The sequence below is a fragment of the Mesorhizobium sp. WSM4815 genome (assembly GCF_055811575.1).
This window is the reverse complement of the sequence record NZ_JBVVQS010000088.1, coordinates 43777-58721: the sequence shown is the minus strand read 5'-3', so window position 1 is coordinate 58721 and position 14945 is coordinate 43777. Positions and strand designations below refer to the sequence as shown.

At 59.2% G+C, this 14945-nt stretch carries 12 protein-coding genes and 5 pseudogenes; 5 read left to right on the top strand and 12 right to left on the bottom strand.

Annotation, left to right across the window (positions count from 1 at the left end; all coding sequences use genetic code 11):
- Positions 1 to 87: 87 nt before the first annotated feature.
- From AC0L2B_RS11200 to AC0L2B_RS11190, 3 genes and pseudogenes are all read right to left on the bottom strand, one after another.
- Positions 88 to 1140 (bottom strand): hypothetical protein, encoded by a 1053-nt coding sequence (locus AC0L2B_RS11200; RefSeq protein ID WP_473745469.1) that lies wholly within the window; start codon positions 1138 to 1140, stop codon positions 88 to 90.
- Positions 1070 to 1684, bottom strand: coding sequence for a ParB/RepB/Spo0J family partition protein (locus tag AC0L2B_RS11195; RefSeq protein ID WP_473745398.1), 615 nt, complete (start codon positions 1682 to 1684; stop codon positions 1070 to 1072). The genes AC0L2B_RS11200 and AC0L2B_RS11195 overlap by 71 nt, the downstream gene beginning before the upstream one ends.
- A 132-nt stretch (positions 1685 to 1816) precedes the next feature.
- Positions 1817 to 2235: pseudogene (locus AC0L2B_RS11190) on the bottom strand (DUF2958 domain-containing protein).
- Between AC0L2B_RS11190 and AC0L2B_RS11185 the strand changes: the two are divergent.
- The gene (locus AC0L2B_RS11185) at positions 2234 to 2374 is read left to right on the top strand and encodes a hypothetical protein (protein WP_473547935.1); all 141 of its coding nucleotides are present in this window, start codon (positions 2234 to 2236) and stop codon (positions 2372 to 2374) included. The pseudogene AC0L2B_RS11190 and the gene AC0L2B_RS11185 sit on opposite strands and share 2 nt — an antisense overlap.
- A 57-nt stretch (positions 2375 to 2431) precedes the next feature.
- Here AC0L2B_RS11185 and AC0L2B_RS11180 read toward each other — a convergent pair whose 3' ends face one another.
- Positions 2432 to 3394 carry an ArdC family protein gene (locus AC0L2B_RS11180; protein WP_473745397.1) on the bottom strand — a complete coding sequence of 321 codons (963 nt, stop codon included), beginning with the start codon at positions 3392 to 3394 and terminating at the stop codon, positions 2432 to 2434.
- A 407-nt stretch (positions 3395 to 3801) separates the two neighbouring features.
- Between AC0L2B_RS11180 and AC0L2B_RS11175 the strand changes: the two are divergent.
- From AC0L2B_RS11175 to AC0L2B_RS11160, 4 genes and pseudogenes are all read left to right on the top strand, one after another.
- Positions 3802 to 4709: pseudogene (locus AC0L2B_RS11175) on the top strand (aldehyde dehydrogenase family protein).
- 136 nt (positions 4710 to 4845) lie between these two features.
- Positions 4846 to 5252, top strand: a pseudogene (locus tag AC0L2B_RS11170) (transposase); the annotation flags it as partial.
- 349 nt (positions 5253 to 5601) lie between these two features.
- Positions 5602 to 6573: a glycosyltransferase family 10 domain-containing protein gene (locus AC0L2B_RS11165; RefSeq protein WP_473745396.1), complete on the top strand. Its 972-nt coding sequence runs from the start codon at positions 5602 to 5604 to the stop codon at positions 6571 to 6573.
- 169 nt (positions 6574 to 6742) lie between these two features.
- Positions 6743 to 7683, top strand: a pseudogene (locus tag AC0L2B_RS11160) (IS630 family transposase).
- A gap of 74 nt (positions 7684 to 7757) precedes the next feature.
- Here the strand turns inward: AC0L2B_RS11160 and AC0L2B_RS11155 are convergent.
- The 8 genes and pseudogenes from AC0L2B_RS11155 to AC0L2B_RS11120 all read right to left on the bottom strand — a co-directional run bounded on the left by AC0L2B_RS11155 (position 7758) and on the right by AC0L2B_RS11120 (position 14925).
- Positions 7758 to 8129 (bottom strand): hypothetical protein, encoded by a 372-nt coding sequence (locus tag AC0L2B_RS11155; protein WP_065010667.1) that lies wholly within the window; start codon positions 8127 to 8129, stop codon positions 7758 to 7760.
- A gap of 55 nt (positions 8130 to 8184) precedes the next feature.
- Positions 8185 to 9495, bottom strand: coding sequence for an acyltransferase family protein (locus AC0L2B_RS11150; RefSeq protein WP_473533048.1), 1311 nt, complete (start codon positions 9493 to 9495; stop codon positions 8185 to 8187).
- A 103-nt stretch (positions 9496 to 9598) separates the two neighbouring features.
- Positions 9599 to 9712: pseudogene (locus AC0L2B_RS11145) on the bottom strand (transposase); the annotation flags it as partial.
- A 648-nt stretch (positions 9713 to 10360) separates the two neighbouring features.
- Positions 10361 to 10681, bottom strand: a complete 321-nt coding sequence (locus tag AC0L2B_RS11140; RefSeq protein ID WP_245430168.1) for a GNAT family N-acetyltransferase — start codon at positions 10679 to 10681, stop codon at positions 10361 to 10363.
- Between the two features lie 201 nt (positions 10682 to 10882).
- A complete protein-coding gene (locus AC0L2B_RS11135; protein ID WP_473745394.1) occupies positions 10883 to 11113 on the bottom strand; it encodes a hypothetical protein in 231 nt (76 codons plus the stop codon).
- A 538-nt stretch (positions 11114 to 11651) separates the two neighbouring features.
- On the bottom strand, positions 11652 to 12620 hold the full coding sequence (locus AC0L2B_RS11130; protein WP_065010672.1) for a GDP-L-fucose synthase family protein: 969 nt from the start codon (positions 12618 to 12620) through the stop codon (positions 11652 to 11654).
- Between the two features lie 72 nt (positions 12621 to 12692).
- Positions 12693 to 13793: a GDP-mannose 4,6-dehydratase gene (gene gmd / locus AC0L2B_RS11125; protein WP_473511989.1), complete on the bottom strand. Its 1101-nt coding sequence runs from the start codon at positions 13791 to 13793 to the stop codon at positions 12693 to 12695.
- A gap of 142 nt (positions 13794 to 13935) precedes the next feature.
- On the bottom strand, positions 13936 to 14925 hold the full coding sequence (locus AC0L2B_RS11120; RefSeq protein ID WP_473745393.1) for a nodulation protein NodZ: 990 nt from the start codon (positions 14923 to 14925) through the stop codon (positions 13936 to 13938).
- Between the last annotated feature and the right edge of the window lie 20 nt (positions 14926 to 14945).

Sequence of the window (14945 nt, the reverse complement as noted above, 5' to 3'; positions counted from 1 at the left end):
CAGGACTTTTGCGATATCAGCGAATGACCGGCTCGCCATGGAAGCGCCGGCGCGAGGGCAGCGACACGCCGAAGCCGACTTCCATCATCAGCAGTGGCGTGCGCGAAGGCACGGTGTATATGGAGCCAAACGGATCTTCGACGAAGCCAAGCCGGCTTCGCCGGTCAGCGTGATCGGGCTGTCATCGCCTCGTTTTCGCATCAGCCAGCATTCCAGCGGCAGGCAAGCGGGGCGGCGGCACTCGAAAGAGCCGCCGCCCGGCTTGGCACCTATTCGCGGACGAACAGCGGCTGGACCCCGGCCCATTGATCGACCGTGCGCCCAGTCGATGCTCAGATTGGTTGCCGACCGCTTCGACCACGGCGCTGCCGGCCTCGAGCGTCTCGGCCATGACAAGACGTCGTCGTCGCAAAGTGCGAGCAAACGGGCGAAGACGGTGGCGAGGGCAAAGGCGTCGCCATTGCCGCCGGCTATCGCTCCCTCCTCGTCCGGCGCGGAGCAGGGCAAGAACCTCGCGCCGTTTTTCGGCGAATGCGGCTTCGGCCTTGCAAGCTGCGAGGCTTGCCGCCACGCTTCATTGGCGGTGCGCTGCGGCTCGCGGCGAACCTGCCACAGGCCCGGACCTGTGATGGCATGCGCCACCATCAGGCGCAGTGCGACACCCGGATGGTCGAGCATGGCGGTACGCACGGCACCGTAGCGATGCAGATCGACATAGTTCTGCATCGGCCCGGTGAGTTCCGGTCGCGACGGCTTGGCGGGGGTTTCTTCGTGCTCGCCGCCCTCGCCTTGCGCGCGGGCGCGGCGGGCCTCCTTGCGCGACAGCCAGCCCTCGTGGCACTCGACCGCGCCGCGATGCGAGTCTGATATGAAGACTTGCCGCCCCTTCTTCCTCAGCGTCTTTTTGTGGTCCCATGACTGGAAATGCTGCCCCGGTTCCAGCACGGCCACCTCGGGCCAGCCGGCTTCCAGACAGGCGTCGCGCTTGGCGGCGATCGCCTCGTTCTGCTTTTGCCAGAACAGGTCGGCATCGGCGAAATAGCTGTTCTCGCGAACAGGTCGCAGACGATCAGGCCCGGATGATCCTCGACGGCAAACAGCGCCACCTCTGAGGAAATCGACTGGCCGCCGAACAGCCATTGTTTCGACTGGTCGCCGCGCGGCGCGTATTGCTCCGGATCGGCATAAACCGCCAGCCAATCCTTCTGCTTCGCCTTGGAGGCCATGTCGGATGACGTGCCGTCTTGGCGTCGATTTCCTCGCGCCGATAGGCCTCCCCTATTTTCGGCAAAAGGTCGCCGAGCGCCAGAATGCGTTTGACCAGAAGTTCGGTGATGCCGAAAGTGGCGGCGATGTCGGCAACGCTGCGGCCCTCCTTGATCAGCCGCGAAAACGTCTCCCGCTGCGACACCTCGTCGGGATCGAGGCGGACGAAGTTTTCGATCAGCGAGGCCTCGAGCGCATCGGCGTCGTCGCCGTCTTCCATGATGGCGCAGGGCAAGGCATCGCCCTCGCCGCGCTCGTCGGCGAGCGACTTCGCGGCGAAATAGCGTCGCCGTCCGGCGACGATCTCGAAGCTTTCCGGCGAGCCGTTGGGCCGCACCAGAAGCGGCACGAGGACGCTGCGCGCGCGGACGGACGGAAGGATGTCGGCGATATCCGGTGCGCGTCTTGCGTCGCGCAAAGTTGAGGGCGGAAATGTTCAGTCAGTCGAGCGGAATATGGGCAAGCTGCATGGTCTTTCTCCTTCGTTTGGGGTGCGATTGTCCCCGCCGGGAATGGCCGAAGGCCGATGCGGCGGGGACGGTTTTGCGCCTTATCGGCGCTCTTGCTCCGCCGTGTTCGGCGGAAGCTTGATGGGCGTTGCCGAGGGCCTCTGCTGCCTGTCGCAGCAGCCGCTCGGCTTCGGTGATGTGGCCGGCGCTGCACGCCGCTTGGGCGTAAACGGAGAGCGGAAAGCGCGCCTTGAACCAGAGGTCGCGCTCGATGCCGAGGCCAAGCCGCCCCTGGGCGCTTGCAAGCTCGGCAAGGCTGACGCTGCCGAGTTCAGGGGAAGCCGAAGCCGAGGTCGCAAAGGCCGAACATTGTGTCGCCGTCGGCGTCGAGTTCGGTGAGAAGCCAGGTTGCTGGCCCGGTCGGATCGAACAGTTTTACCACCGGGACATGGTCGGTCTCGATGTCGGTTGCGCCATTGGCGAGCAGCTGGGCGCGCAGTTCGTCGGTGATCAAGATCATGGGAAAACTCCTCTCAAATCAGGTCGAGTTGATTTCTGGCGGCGTCATCGAACAGCCCGATATCGAGCGGCTTCTGCGCGGCGCGTGGGCCAAAAGGGCAAGGCGGTTGCGCGTGGTGACCGGCCGGACACGGGAATGAGCGTCTGCTCGCCTTGCGGGGTCGGTTCGGTCTGCAGGGTGTCGGGATCGGGCGCGCTCATGCCGCGATCTCGTCTTGTTGCGCGGCTTCGGCCTCGGCGTTAAAGCCAAGAAGAAAGTCGGCGGCTTTCGAGGCATGGCTGGCCGCGCGGAAAATGGCGCGATTGTCCTCGCACAGCACCGTCAGCCATGAGCCGATGTAATCGGAATGGCGCACGGTCGGCTCGATGCCGAGACTGCTGCAGATGAAGGCTGCGGCGATCTCGGCAACCAGTTCCTCGCGCGCATAGGTCCTGGAGCCGAACGAGCCTGTCAGATCGCGCCCGAGTCGCGTCGGGTGGCCGGTCCAGTGGCCAAGCTCGTGAAAGCAGGTCCGGTAGTAGTCGATCTGGTGGAAGAAAGCCGGCTGCGGCGGCACCTGGATGGTGTCGCTGGCGGGCATGTAGAAAGCGCGATCGCCACCTATACGGAAATCCGCGCCGCTTCCTCGAATAAGCGCCTCGGCCTGTGGGATGATCTCGCGTTCGGGCAGCGGTTCGGCGTTGCCGTAAAGGTGCTCGGGCAGGCCGTCGCACTGCGCGACGTTGAAGACGGTGAAGCGCTTCAAATACGGCACCGTCTGCGGCTCGTCGCCGTCTGTCTTGGCGCGCTCCTTCTCGTTTTTGGGGACAAAGCGGTCGGCATGCACTATTGTTGTGCCGCGCTCGCCCTTCCTGACATTGCCGCCAGGGGAAAGCGCCTGCCGGAAGGTCAGCCTGTTCTGGCCGGGATAGCTGCGCTCGATGACGGCGCCCCACAGGATCAGGATATTGATGCCGGAATAGCGGCGCCCGGTGGCGGCATTCCTCGGCAGGCCGAGGTCGGCCTTTGAGCTGCCCCATGGCTTGACCCATGGCACGGTGCCGCGCTCCAGTTCGGCAATGATGCGGTCCGTGATCTCCTGATAAAGGCTGGCGCCCGGGCGCCCGCCCTTGCCCGCGCCAGCCTCGCGGCTGCCGGAATGCTTGTTGTTTGCACGCATTGTCTGGTCCTCCGTTCGCCAATTGCGCCCTCCCCCGGAAGCGGGGTGGGCGGCGAAAACGACCGGAAAGGCCCGCCGTCGGAGGCGGACCGCATCCGAAGGACCGGAACGAAGAGGAGGACCCGAAGCGAAGCGAAGGGTTGCGGGATGCCGCGGCGGGCCTAGAAGGGAGTGCCGCCCACCCCGCGCCGCCGGGAAAGGCCAACAGACAAACCGCGTCGGCCGACAGGCCGGCGACCGTCAGCAGCCGACAGGCTGCCCCGCCAGGGGGCGAAGCCGGATGGCCGAGACCGCCTGAGCCTGTCGAAGAAAAAGTGGGCTCGGTTCACGAGCACCCGGCACGCGCCGTCAGGCGCGCGGGCGCCGTCAAAGCTTAGGCCAAATTGCCGCTTCCCGCGGATGCGTGGATGCCATGCCTTGCGCTGCGGTTATTAGGTCGCAGGGCTCAACGCTCGGTGCCCCCGCCAGGCGTGCGGGCGAGAAAGGCGCTGAACAGGAATTCTCGTTCCAGGAACGGTCGTTCCTGTTCCATAACGCGGTCGGCAGGTCGACAGGGGCCCGTCGCTCGAGGTCCTATGCGAAGTGCGGTTACACATCCTGACGCAGCCAACCGCCGTTTTGAAGAGAAAGCCGGGATGCCTGCGTGCCAGCCGCTGATGCGCCATCTGAAACTCCCCGACCTGTTCGGCGCTGTCGACCGCATGCCGACGCTTGGCACGTTGTTGGGGAGCGAAAGTTCGAGGGTCTTTAATCCATCCACCGGCGAAGTGTTGGCAGAGCTACCCGACATGGCCGCTGAGACGCGCACGGCGATCGACAAGGCTTATACGGCGCAGGCTGGATGGGCGGCGTTGACCGCCCGGGATCGCCGGGACTCGCTCTGGCGCTGGCATCAATTGATCATCGACCACGCCGACGACCTCGCTGCATCCTCACAGCTGAGATGGGCAAGCCGCTTGCCGAAGCCAAGTCGGAAGTCTCGCATGCGGCGGCATATCTGCAATGGTATGCCGAAGAGGCCAACCGCATCTATGGCGAGACGATCTTCCCGCCCTCGACTGACCGGGGCATGCTGGTGGTCAAGCAGCCAATCGGCGTTGTTGGCACGATCACGCCATGGAATTTCCCGGCTTCAATGGTGGTGCGCAAGATCTCACCGGCTCTGGCGGCGGGCTGCACTGTGATATTGAAACCTGCCGCACAGACGCCGCTTGTTGCAGGCGCAATGTGCGCGGCCGGCTTTCCCGAAGGCGTCGTCAACCTGATCTTTGCTTGCAAAGGCGATGCCGTCGGCCGCACACTGATCAACCGATGAACTTGATCCACAGGCGCTTGAACCATGCGACGATGGCCTTGAGCCCTTCGGCTGGGCGCCGCGCTTGAGAAGGCGGTCATAGGCACGGCCGGCTTCGATCTGCTCGCGAGACATCTTGCCGGCCCAATGGATCGATGATGACTGCCTGCAGGTACTGCGCTGGATGTATGACCGGCGCGACCTTTCCGAAGTGCGGCCCGACCTCGCCCAATGGCTGGCCAAGTGGGAGACGCGCTGCCCCAAGCTGTGCCAGTGGGTGGAGGACAACATCGAGGAGACGCTCACCTTCAACCGGCTGCCACGCCAGCATCACAAGCGCCTGAAGAGCACCAAGATCCTGGAGCGGCTCAATCAGGAGATCAAGCGGCGCATCCATGTGGTGCGCATCTTTCCCAGCGCTGAGAGCTGTCTGCGGCTCGTCCGCGCGCTCGCCGTCGAAACACACGAAAACTGGCTGGAGGCCATGCGAATCTCAACATGGAGCACCTGGCCGAGAACAAGAAGGAGATGCTGCGCAAGCTGGAGCAGCCCAAGGCCGCCTGACGGCGGCGGGCGGGCTGGGCGCATGCGTTACTTGAAGACGCCGCGCCTGACCCGCCAACACCGGCGACCGTGATCGCAAATTTGCAGAAGACTCTGGACAGAACTCCCAAACTGCATCAAAAATAGTCAGAGCTAGATTATGGAAGCCGATTGAGATGGAGGAGGAGGGGTTACAAGCCTTTGTGCAGTTCTCCCAAACTTTTCGATATCGAAGGGCTTACCTGCGTCCCGTTTAGCCATCGATTCCGATCGTTTTAGCTTCATCTCACGACGGGAATAGGCGCAGAGAGGTCTGGCCCTGGTGCAGAAATTACTGCCGGTACCACCGAAGTGAAGGGGTCGAACTACTTTGTCTAGCGCCAAATTGCTGACGGAACGTCCGGCGCCCATTGTTGCTGCATGCCTCGATTCTTGGGGCGGTCTGGATGACGCCATCCACCATCTCACTCCAAAGGGCAGTGGAATCTGGAACGATGTCGCTTTTGTCCGCAAGACATCCTTCACGCCGGATTGGCATATAATCTTTAACTCTCCTTCTGTTTTTGGACTTCCTGTTGATATCGAGGCGAGCCCGAACAGGACAATTTTTGCGATCGGCGAACCGCCGACGAAAGCTCATCGCGCCCTCCATCTAGGGCAGGGGGAAAATACCATCGTTTTGACGTCTGACGCAGAGTTGGTAGCCCAGCAGAATGCAGGGCGTCGGTTCGTCTTGTCTCCACCTATCACTCGGTCTTGGTCTGTAAGAAAGTCATATGACCAACTTCTGGTCAGCGAAGTCGTTGACAAGCCGCGTCGGCTCTCATGGATTACCAGCAACATCGCCCTGCTTAAAGGACATCGATATCGGCTGGCGTTTTTGGAGCGGCTGAGAGAGGAGATCGAGTTCGACCTGTTCGGCCGAGGTTTTCACCTGATTGGAGATAAATGGGACGCACTTGCACCTTACCGCTACAGTATAGCTTTCGAGAATACTAGAGCTGATTACTATTTTACAGAGAAGCTTATGGACTGCTTCGTTGCTGAAACAATGCCGATCTATTACGGCAGCCCGGCAATCACGAGGTTCTTTCCGCCGGATTCAATGGTTCTGATTGATCCAGAGGACAAGAACGTAATTCAAAAGATCCGAGAAATAATCAACTCGGACCTCTGGAAGGAACGTCGCGGTGCAATACGAGAGGCGAAGCGGTTGGTACTTGAGAAGTACAATATATTTGCTTATCTCGCGGGCTTCATCGAAAGCGTTCAGGACAAGCCTTTGCCGCCTAAAGTTATGCACATCGGTACGCCCGAGGTCGATTTTGGGGTAGACGAATGAACTGCAAGGTTTCGCTTCGCGCGCCCGGCGGTTGGTGATCTGGCAGGGGTCCGTACGGAACACTCGGCGGAGAATGCCTCGAGCATCTTCGATTAACACAGGGTCGGTTTGGGAATGACGCGAAGATCCTGTCTGATTCACTGTCCCCGTGATTTACGAGGATGTGATGATGATGAGGAGCCCAAGGGCGGACCTTCGTGGGCGCGTGATTGCGGCCATTGAAGTCGGGATTCGACGCGGGAGGCGACGCGTCGCATCCGGATCGGTATTTCGATGGCCGGGAGTTGGTATCGCCGCTATCGCGAGACCGGCCAGATGGAAGCGCGCAAGCAGGGCCAGCCGTCGCGTTCGAAGCTCGATGCGCATGAGGCCTTTATTCTTGGCCTCATCGAGGACGCGCCGGACATCACGCTTGCTGAGATCGGGGAGCGCCTTGCCGCCGAGCGTGGCGTGCGGGCAGCGTCGTCCACGGTCCGGCTGTACCTCGACCGGCGCGGCATCACGTTTCAAAACAAGACGGCGCACGCCGCCGAACAGCAGCGCCCCAATGTCCTGCGCCGCCGCAGAACCTGGTTCGATGGCCAGCTCGATCTCGACCCCGAGAGGCTGATTTCCGTCCATGAGACCGCAGCATCCACAAAGATGGCGCGGTTGCGTGGCCGCAGCCTGCGCGGCGAACGATGCCGGGCGGCCGTTCCTCACGGCCATTGGAAGACTACCACCTTCACGGCCGGCCTGCGGCTGGGCGGCATGGCGGCGCCAATGCTGCTCGATGGCCCTATCAATGGTTGTGCCTTCCTCGCCTACGCCCAGCAGGTCCGCGCACCCGAGCTTCGCCCCGGCGACATCGTGGTCATGGACAACCTGCCCGCCCACAATATCAGCGGCGCGCGCGAGGTGATCGAGAAGGTTGGCGCGGCTCCTGTTCCTGCCGCCATACTCGCCCGACTTCAACCCGATCGAGATGGCTTTCTCGAAGCTCAAGGCTCTCCTGAGAAAGGCTGCAACCCGAACCATCGACGAACGTCGGTCGTGGCCAACTGCCTCGCAGCTTTCACGGCCGAGGAATGCAGGCACTATTTCGAGGCAGACGGCTATGACCCGGAATAAGTCGAGTCTGCTCTAGCTGCGCAAGCGGGCCGAGACGGGCGCACGACAATCGTATGCCACCGGGCTGCTGCTGATCAGGCGAACTGGGGAAGGCCGGGAACGGAATTGAGGACCTCGTCCACGAGTTCGTCGCCGGCATGTTCCTTGGCGAAGGCGATCGTCTCGTTAGCAAGGCCGGCGATATTTCCCAGGCTGAGACCCTCGTTCATCAATTGCTGGCCGAAACCCACCACGCCGCCTCCGGCGAGGACGCTGCCGCTCTCTGCGTCCTCACCATCATGCTTCGCCACTAATTCCGAAGCTCCGGGAATGGCCTCGATCATGCGCGCAGCGGGACCGTCGGCTGCCTCGCGTTGCAGGAAACCCAGCATCATGCCAACGGCCTTGTCTGCGAGAGCCGGGTCGACGCCGACATTGGTGGCGATGCGTGATACGAATTCTTCCAAGGCAGGGCACCTTTCGTTTTATTGAGGTCAGAATGATTAGCTATGTTTGTCCCGCTCAAATGGTTGAGCGCAGCGCCAGTCTACGCCTCCGCAGTCTTACGCAAAAACCTCTCAGGTATTGGTCCACCCTCTTGGCTACTTCCATGGACTTCACGTCTACAAGGCGCTGAAACGGCACCGCAGCAATGATGGTGGTTACAAGTACAATGACGACAGTGCTACTAGCCGCAATGGCATGCCCCCATTGGATAGTCCAGAGATAGACAAAGCACCCGAGGGAACAAAGGACAGGGAAATGAAGAAGGTAGACCGAGAACGACAATCGACCTAGGAGTGGGAAAAAGTATGACGAGAAGGCTCGCTGAAGCGATGGAAGCGCGAGAACGCTAGCGACAAGGAAGGCTGCACCGACGCAGTGCATTGCGTCCTTCAGGGGATTAAAGTCGATTGGGGAGAGTTTGATGATCGGCTCATACAAGATGGCGTTTGAGAAGCCGCCAAGATAGATGGCAGCAAGAAAGATTACGATCTTAGCTTCGTGAGGCCATTTCGCTGGAGAAACGCGAGTCAGGAGGACGCCGACCCCGAACGACAAGGCGAAGGGCAGGTAAGCTATATGGACCGCAAAAGAGAGAGCCGCGGCAAAAACTGTGACGAGGGCGAAGGTGAACCACCTCGCAGCGAAGGCGAACATGAAGGCTAAGTATGAACCCACGAGCTCAATGGACATCGTCCAGAGTGGTGAATTGAGTTTGTTCTTACCGAGAAATAAGGACTCATATAGGGCCTCCTGGGCGATGGTCGCGGCCGTAATTGAGCTAGGGTAATACCAGGTCAGCCAGACCGAGCCCGTGAGTGGGGCAACTTCAAGATTTCTCATCAGCCCCATGGCAAAAATGGTACCGGCAAAAACGATTGAAGCTGCGATTGGAATGCCGAGGCGGGGTATCCGTCGGATTGCTCTGGATACAAGCACCGACGCATTTCCAGTGTCAGCAAAAGACTTGGTAAGGACGAAGCCGCTTAGAACGAAGAATACACAAACCGCAAAGCTTCCGTTGATAAGCATGCTGAATGGGGGGAGAGTTAGAAGCTGAGCAGGCCATCCGATTTCTGGCCACGCTGCTTGCGCCAACGGGTACATGGTTTTGAATATCCCTGGCTCGACAGCGAAGAGGGCGTGAGACAAGAGGACGCCAACTGCAGCCAGCCCCCTCAACCCCTCTAAAGCAATAAAACGCCCAGATCCGGCCTGCCCCGCCGCCATTCCGTTCATGGATACTCTGCCCCTTATGATGCGCCGGTTTCGCCTTGGTCTTCCTACAAAGTCCACGCTCGTGAACGTGAGCTGGAAAGCACGGGACATTGGCTTTCCTGTACGGCGCTATGCAGCATCATGACGGATGGGTAAACTTGATTGTTTGGATATAATGCATCCATGGGATGGATATGCGGGCCATGCCCACCGGCGACAGCCGGTCCTGGATCTGACACTCGGCCTGATCGTCCGAGAGACAGTAGAGCGCCTGCAGCACCATGATCTTCAACATCATCACCGTATCAAAGGGCGGCCGTCCGCCCTTGGCGCCATCCGCTCGATGAGCATCGTATCTTCGTCGAGTGGGCCAAGCCCCGGGCCGGCGCAAAGGTGAAACGCGCGCAAAGGCGCTCCTTCGATCGCCGACGGCGACATGCGGCTCCGAATCTGATCGACCGGTTGCTGGCAATGACGGCTCCGCTGGTCTCTCGTTCCACCCAGCAGGACCGCAACCGTCTGTTCCTGGTGAAGAGCGAGAAGAAGGACGCGGTGACGCTTATTGCCGAGGCGACCTTATCGCACGCCCTGAAGCCGTTCATCAAACGCTCCAATGCCCGGATCGCCGTCTGGAACAAGGCCGCACCCGAGCGGGCCCGGCAGCTCGCCCAGCAGCGATGGCTTCCAGGTTCTGCAGATCGAAGTGCGGCGCCTGGGCACCGAGAACGCCGCTCTGCTGAAGCGTATCCTCGAAGCCGAAACGGAGGTCGATCGCCAGAGGCGTCACAATGCCCGCCTCGTCGCAGAACGCGAGGAAGTCCAAAGCCAAAACGCTGATGCAAAAGGCCCCGACGGCCCTAACCTGCGAAAATGGCCAACTATCGACCATTCGGCTGTAGCATTAATATGGTTCCGCTTCCGTTCCGTCACATTGTGCGGCAGGTTGCTTTGAGCCAGCCTATAGCAAACTCTGAGTCTAGATTATCCGACAGAGCCGAGGGCCGACTTCCTCGAACCCGTTCCGCAGATAGAAATCGAGCGTGCGCTTCCATTTTGGTTGCCCGGGCGCTCCAACCTCAAGTCGCTTCCAACCACGAGCACGGCTTTCCTGCGAGGCGACCTCAAGCAGATGAGGGGCAATCCCTTTGGAGCGCTTGTCGGTTCGAACATACAGCTCCGAAATGTAGCCGAACTTGCCTCCTGCATAGATCGCCGTGCATTCATTCAGCACCATGATGCCGACCGGCTCGTCATCTGCACTTGCGATCACAGCGACCACGCCGGCGTCGGCAAGCACTGTCTCCGCGCTTTGTCTCACGACGTCGGGCGTGGGCGCTTTCCCGCCAGAGAGTTCATCGAGTAGCGCGTGACTGAAACGGCCGACCGTCTCTGCGTCCGTTGCGTTGGCGCGGCGAGTAGATATGAAAGGAATATTTTCTCCTGGTAGTGATCAAAATCCCGATTCATGCTGCCATCCGCGCAGGTCCGACTCATTCTTTTAAGTAACTCGGACTAATGAACAGCATTTTTCGTAAAAGATATGATAATGCCAATCGAGCCAAGCCAAGCTCACCGCATAGGCGGTCGCCTGCCACTGCCATCCCAGAGCATCAGGATGATCGCGCTGCGCGACAGCTTGGCGAGCTGCAGACGCGAGCGACTGGTTCAGGGCAAGCCGCTTCGCCATCAACGAGACCCGCTGCAGCAGGGTTGTAAATGCCCGCACCATGGCGCCGCAAATCCGCGCTTGTGGCGCCATGACGTTGAGGCGAGTGAGTTCGGCGCTAACAACGCCGACTGAATCCGATCGGAAGGGTGCCCGACCGCGCCGAAAAGGCGCGATCTTGGATGGCGACGCGATCGCCTGCGGATAAGCGCGAGTTGACCGTCGACGTCCGCCATTTCCGTTTGCACCGCCTTGGACAAGGACTGCCCCGGGGCATGATGCGGGCCTGGTTGGCGTCCGTGTCGAGGCCAGGTTCGTAGGCAGCGGCTCCCGTGAGGTTGAGCAGTTCTAACTCGTGGCTTGAGCTGACGACGCTCACGCACAGCCGTTCCAGGTGCGCCCCGTTGTGCGGCCTCCCATTGGCTTGGCCAAGCTTCTGGGTGATCCTCTGCATCGCCGGTGGCAGAGAGGTCCGGTTTGCAACGTTAGCACAGGCCAATATTGCGGCCCCCTCTGGGCATGTATGCGTCCCTGTTTGGCCTGACTGAGCCAGCTTGCACCCGGTCGGACATGCAGTCCAACCAGGATGCGCGCATCCACGTCAAGCCCCATGAAGGCGGAGAAAATCCTCGTAGGTCGCTTGCAACCCGGCGCCAAGGGACGTTTTGGCTTTCCAGCCAAGGTTACGCAAGCGCGTTACGTCCAGTAACTTGCGCGGAGTACCATCTGGCTTCGTCGTGTCGAATACCAAATCGCCCTTCCAGCAGACCGCCGCCTTGACGAGTTCCGCCACCTCGCGAATTGTGACGTCCTCGCCAACGCCAACATTAATCAGGGGCGCAGTGTCGGGGGCAGTTAAGGCGTCAAAATCTGAATCTGGCAGGCCAAGCAGGAACGCAATGGCATCGCCTACATCCGACGAATACATAAACTCTCGCCGAGGGTTTCCGGATCCCCAGACCTCCACCGAGGAATCGCCGTTCATTTTAGCTTGATGAAACCGGCGTATCAGAGCGGGCAGAACGTGGCAATTTTCGGGGTGATAATTATCGCCGGGACCATATAAGCTGGTCGGCATCAACGCGAGATAGCGCGCCTTGTACTGCCGGTTGAAAGACCAGCATGATTCGACACCTGCGATTTTTGCCAAAGCGTAAGGACGATTAGTCGCTTCAAGCGGACCGGTGAGAAGGTATTCCTCCCGTATCGGCTGCGGACAGTCGCGTGGATAGATACACGAGGAGCCAAGAAAAATCATCCGTTCGACGCCGGAAGCGTGAGCGGCATCAAAAACACTGACTTGAATCGCGAGGTTGTTATGAAGGAAATCGACAGGGGAGCTAGCGTTCGCCAGTATACCACCAACCTTTGCGGCGCACATTACGACGTAATCAGGCCGCCGCGACATGAAGAACCTGCGCGTCTCGCTCCGGTCAAATAGATCCAGTTGGTCGTGAGTACGTGTTATTATCTCATAGGAACCTAAAGCCTCGAGGGCTCTCATTGTGGCGGATCCAACAAGGCCGCGATGGCCTGCCACATAGACTTTCTTCATCTTTTTGTTTTCCATTGATAAGGCTCTGGACGTTCCTTAAGAAGACCACAATGTCACTGACAACAAGCCAGCATGGCGCCACCATTATCAGCATAACTCTCGTGGACTGTGTGAATAATAACCCTGCTTCATCAGCACTGCGTCACGCTCTGCCATGCGCAAATCTTCCCGAACCATCTCCCTAACCAATTCGATGAAGGAGATTTTGGGCGCCCACCCAAGTTTTTCTTTGGCCTTGCGGGCATCGCCGAGAAGTGTCTCGACTTCTGCAGGACGAAAATAACGGGGATCTACTTTTACGATCAGAGCTCCCGTCTTTGCATCGTACCCCTCTTCGTCGACCCCTTCCCCAACCCAACGAACATCGATGCCGAGTTCAGCGGCCGCGACGGTGACGAATTCGCGCACCGAATGTTGCTCACCGCTAGCAATAACAAAGTCTTCAGGTTGCTCCTGCTGCAGCATCAACCACTGCATCTGGACGTAGTCTCGAGCGTGCCCCCAATCGCGAAGCGCATTAAGGTTGCCCAGGAATAGAGTCCGCTGCATTCCAAGCTTAACCCGAGCCAGGGCACGCGTGATTTTGCGCGTTACAAATGTTTCACCGCGCGCGGGTGACTCATGATTAAATAAAATACCGTTACATGCATACAAATTGTAAGCTTCTCGATAATTTACGGTGATCCAGTGAGCATACAATTTGGCAACAGCGTAGGGTGATCGGGGGTAGAACGGTGTCGTCTCGGTCTGTGGCGTTTCCCGCACCAGCCCGTAGAGCTCAGACGTCGAGGCTTGGTAGTAGCGCGTATGCTCGACGAGCCCCAGGATCCGAATTGCCTCGAGGATACGCAGCGCACCCAAGGCATCGGAGTTCGCGGTGTATTCAGGTTCTTCAAAGGAGACTGCAACGTGGCTCTGAGCTGCCAAATTGTAAATTTCGTCCGGCTGAACCAGTTGAATGACGCGCGTAAGGCTGGACGAATCTGTCAAGTCCCCGTGGTGAAGTGTAAGATCAACGCCAGTTTCATGAGGGTCATGATAGAGATGGTCTATACGGCCCGTATTAAAAAGAGACGATCGTCTCTTTATCCCGTGCACAGAATAGCCCTTTTCTAAAAGCAATTCTGCGAGGTAAGAACCATCTTGGCCCGTGACCCCGGTGATTAAAGCGACTTTTCTCTTTGACAAGCTTGAATCCTTTTGATTTTGACGCGCCCAAGAAAATGCTCGCCTGCGGCGGGATTGCGTGGCGAAAAATGGGGCGCATTGGCAGGGCGAACGGAGCCTCTGCGCGAAGGCTAGGGAGAGTTCGAGCGTGCTGCCAACCCTTTCATGGAGCCGGGGAACGTTCGAAAGAGTTATCAATCAAGATCAAACGACGCGGGTCATTCAAATCGAATTCGACAATTCGTGGCACGAAGAGGCGGGCATAGCGTGTGAAGGCGCTAGTCGGAGGAAAGCGAATTACAGTGTCGCATCTACCGAGGAGATACATCTCAACGAGAGCGGAAAAACCCCCGTCGGTGCCCAGTGCTGCACTGTGTAAGGGGCCGGCCTGATCCGCTTGGAAGCGTTTTGGGACGGTGAAAAGTTCGGGAAATACGCCCGACAAGTGATCAACAACCTGGGCGCTGTCTGTACACAAGAACACCCTTACAGGCCTTGGATGCGGTTGCGCTTTGGCCATACGAATGGCAGTGCATACCTGCTCTAAGGCAACCTTTGGATCAGCCCAGTAAGGTGCGTGATCCATAATACCTTCGCCGTTGCCGTGGCGGACATGGACTCCAATTATGCTGTGCCCGTCAAAATGTTCCTGGTAGAGCGCTTCAATCCGATCTTCAATTTCGACCCTCGGTCTGATGCTCCGAAATACCGTTCGCTCGGCTTGCTCATCGCAGCGCCACATCAAGCAAGCATCACACACTACCGTGTTGGCTTCACAATCATCTTGGGCCTGGAAAAGATCGTTAAGCTCGTCACGTTCTTGGAAAATCTGTTCATCCGGACGGTACACGCAGTCGATGGATGGCTTGTTCCACCACGACGGGAAGAAGGGACCGGGGAATGAGACGTGGTTGATCTCGTCATCGCAAATGACCCGTACACCACCGATCTCTTCAATTGGCTTGAAGAAAGCCGGAAAGGCATTCGCAAACGGGTTGTCGAGGTAACAAGAGCCGCGCCAATCTATTGCTAAAGCCCGTCCCGTCCGATGTGCGTAGTCCCATGCCGACGCGAGAGACCACAGGCAATCACCGAAACCCGTGCGCCGTCGAGAAACAACGAACCGATCCATCCTTGAGCCATCAACAAGCATCTAAATTGCCTCTTTCCAGA

Excerpts from the sequence above, each read along its gene's own strand:
- AC0L2B_RS11180 (WP_473745397.1), bottom strand. The coding sequence starts at position 3,394 with ATGCGTGCAAACAACAAGCATTCCGGCAGCCGCGAGGCTGGCGCGGGC.
- AC0L2B_RS11135 (WP_473745394.1), bottom strand. The coding sequence starts at position 11,113 with ATGGTGCGGGCATTTACAACCCTGCTGCAGCGGGTCTCGTTGATGGCG.
- AC0L2B_RS11120 (WP_473745393.1), bottom strand. The coding sequence starts at position 14,925 with ATGCTTGTTGATGGCTCAAGGATGGATCGGTTCGTTGTTTCTCGACGG.
- AC0L2B_RS11150 (WP_473533048.1), bottom strand. The coding sequence starts at position 9,495 with ATGTCCCGTGCTTTCCAGCTCACGTTCACGAGCGTGGACTTTGTAGGA.
- AC0L2B_RS11185 (WP_473547935.1), top strand. The coding sequence starts at position 2,234 with ATGGGAAAACTCCTCTCAAATCAGGTCGAGTTGATTTCTGGCGGCGTC.
- AC0L2B_RS11200 (WP_473745469.1), bottom strand. The coding sequence starts at position 1,140 with ATGGCTGTTCGGCGGCCAGTCGATTTCCTCAGAGGTGGCGCTGTTTGC.
- AC0L2B_RS11130 (WP_065010672.1), bottom strand. The coding sequence starts at position 12,620 with ATGGAAAACAAAAAGATGAAGAAAGTCTATGTGGCAGGCCATCGCGGC.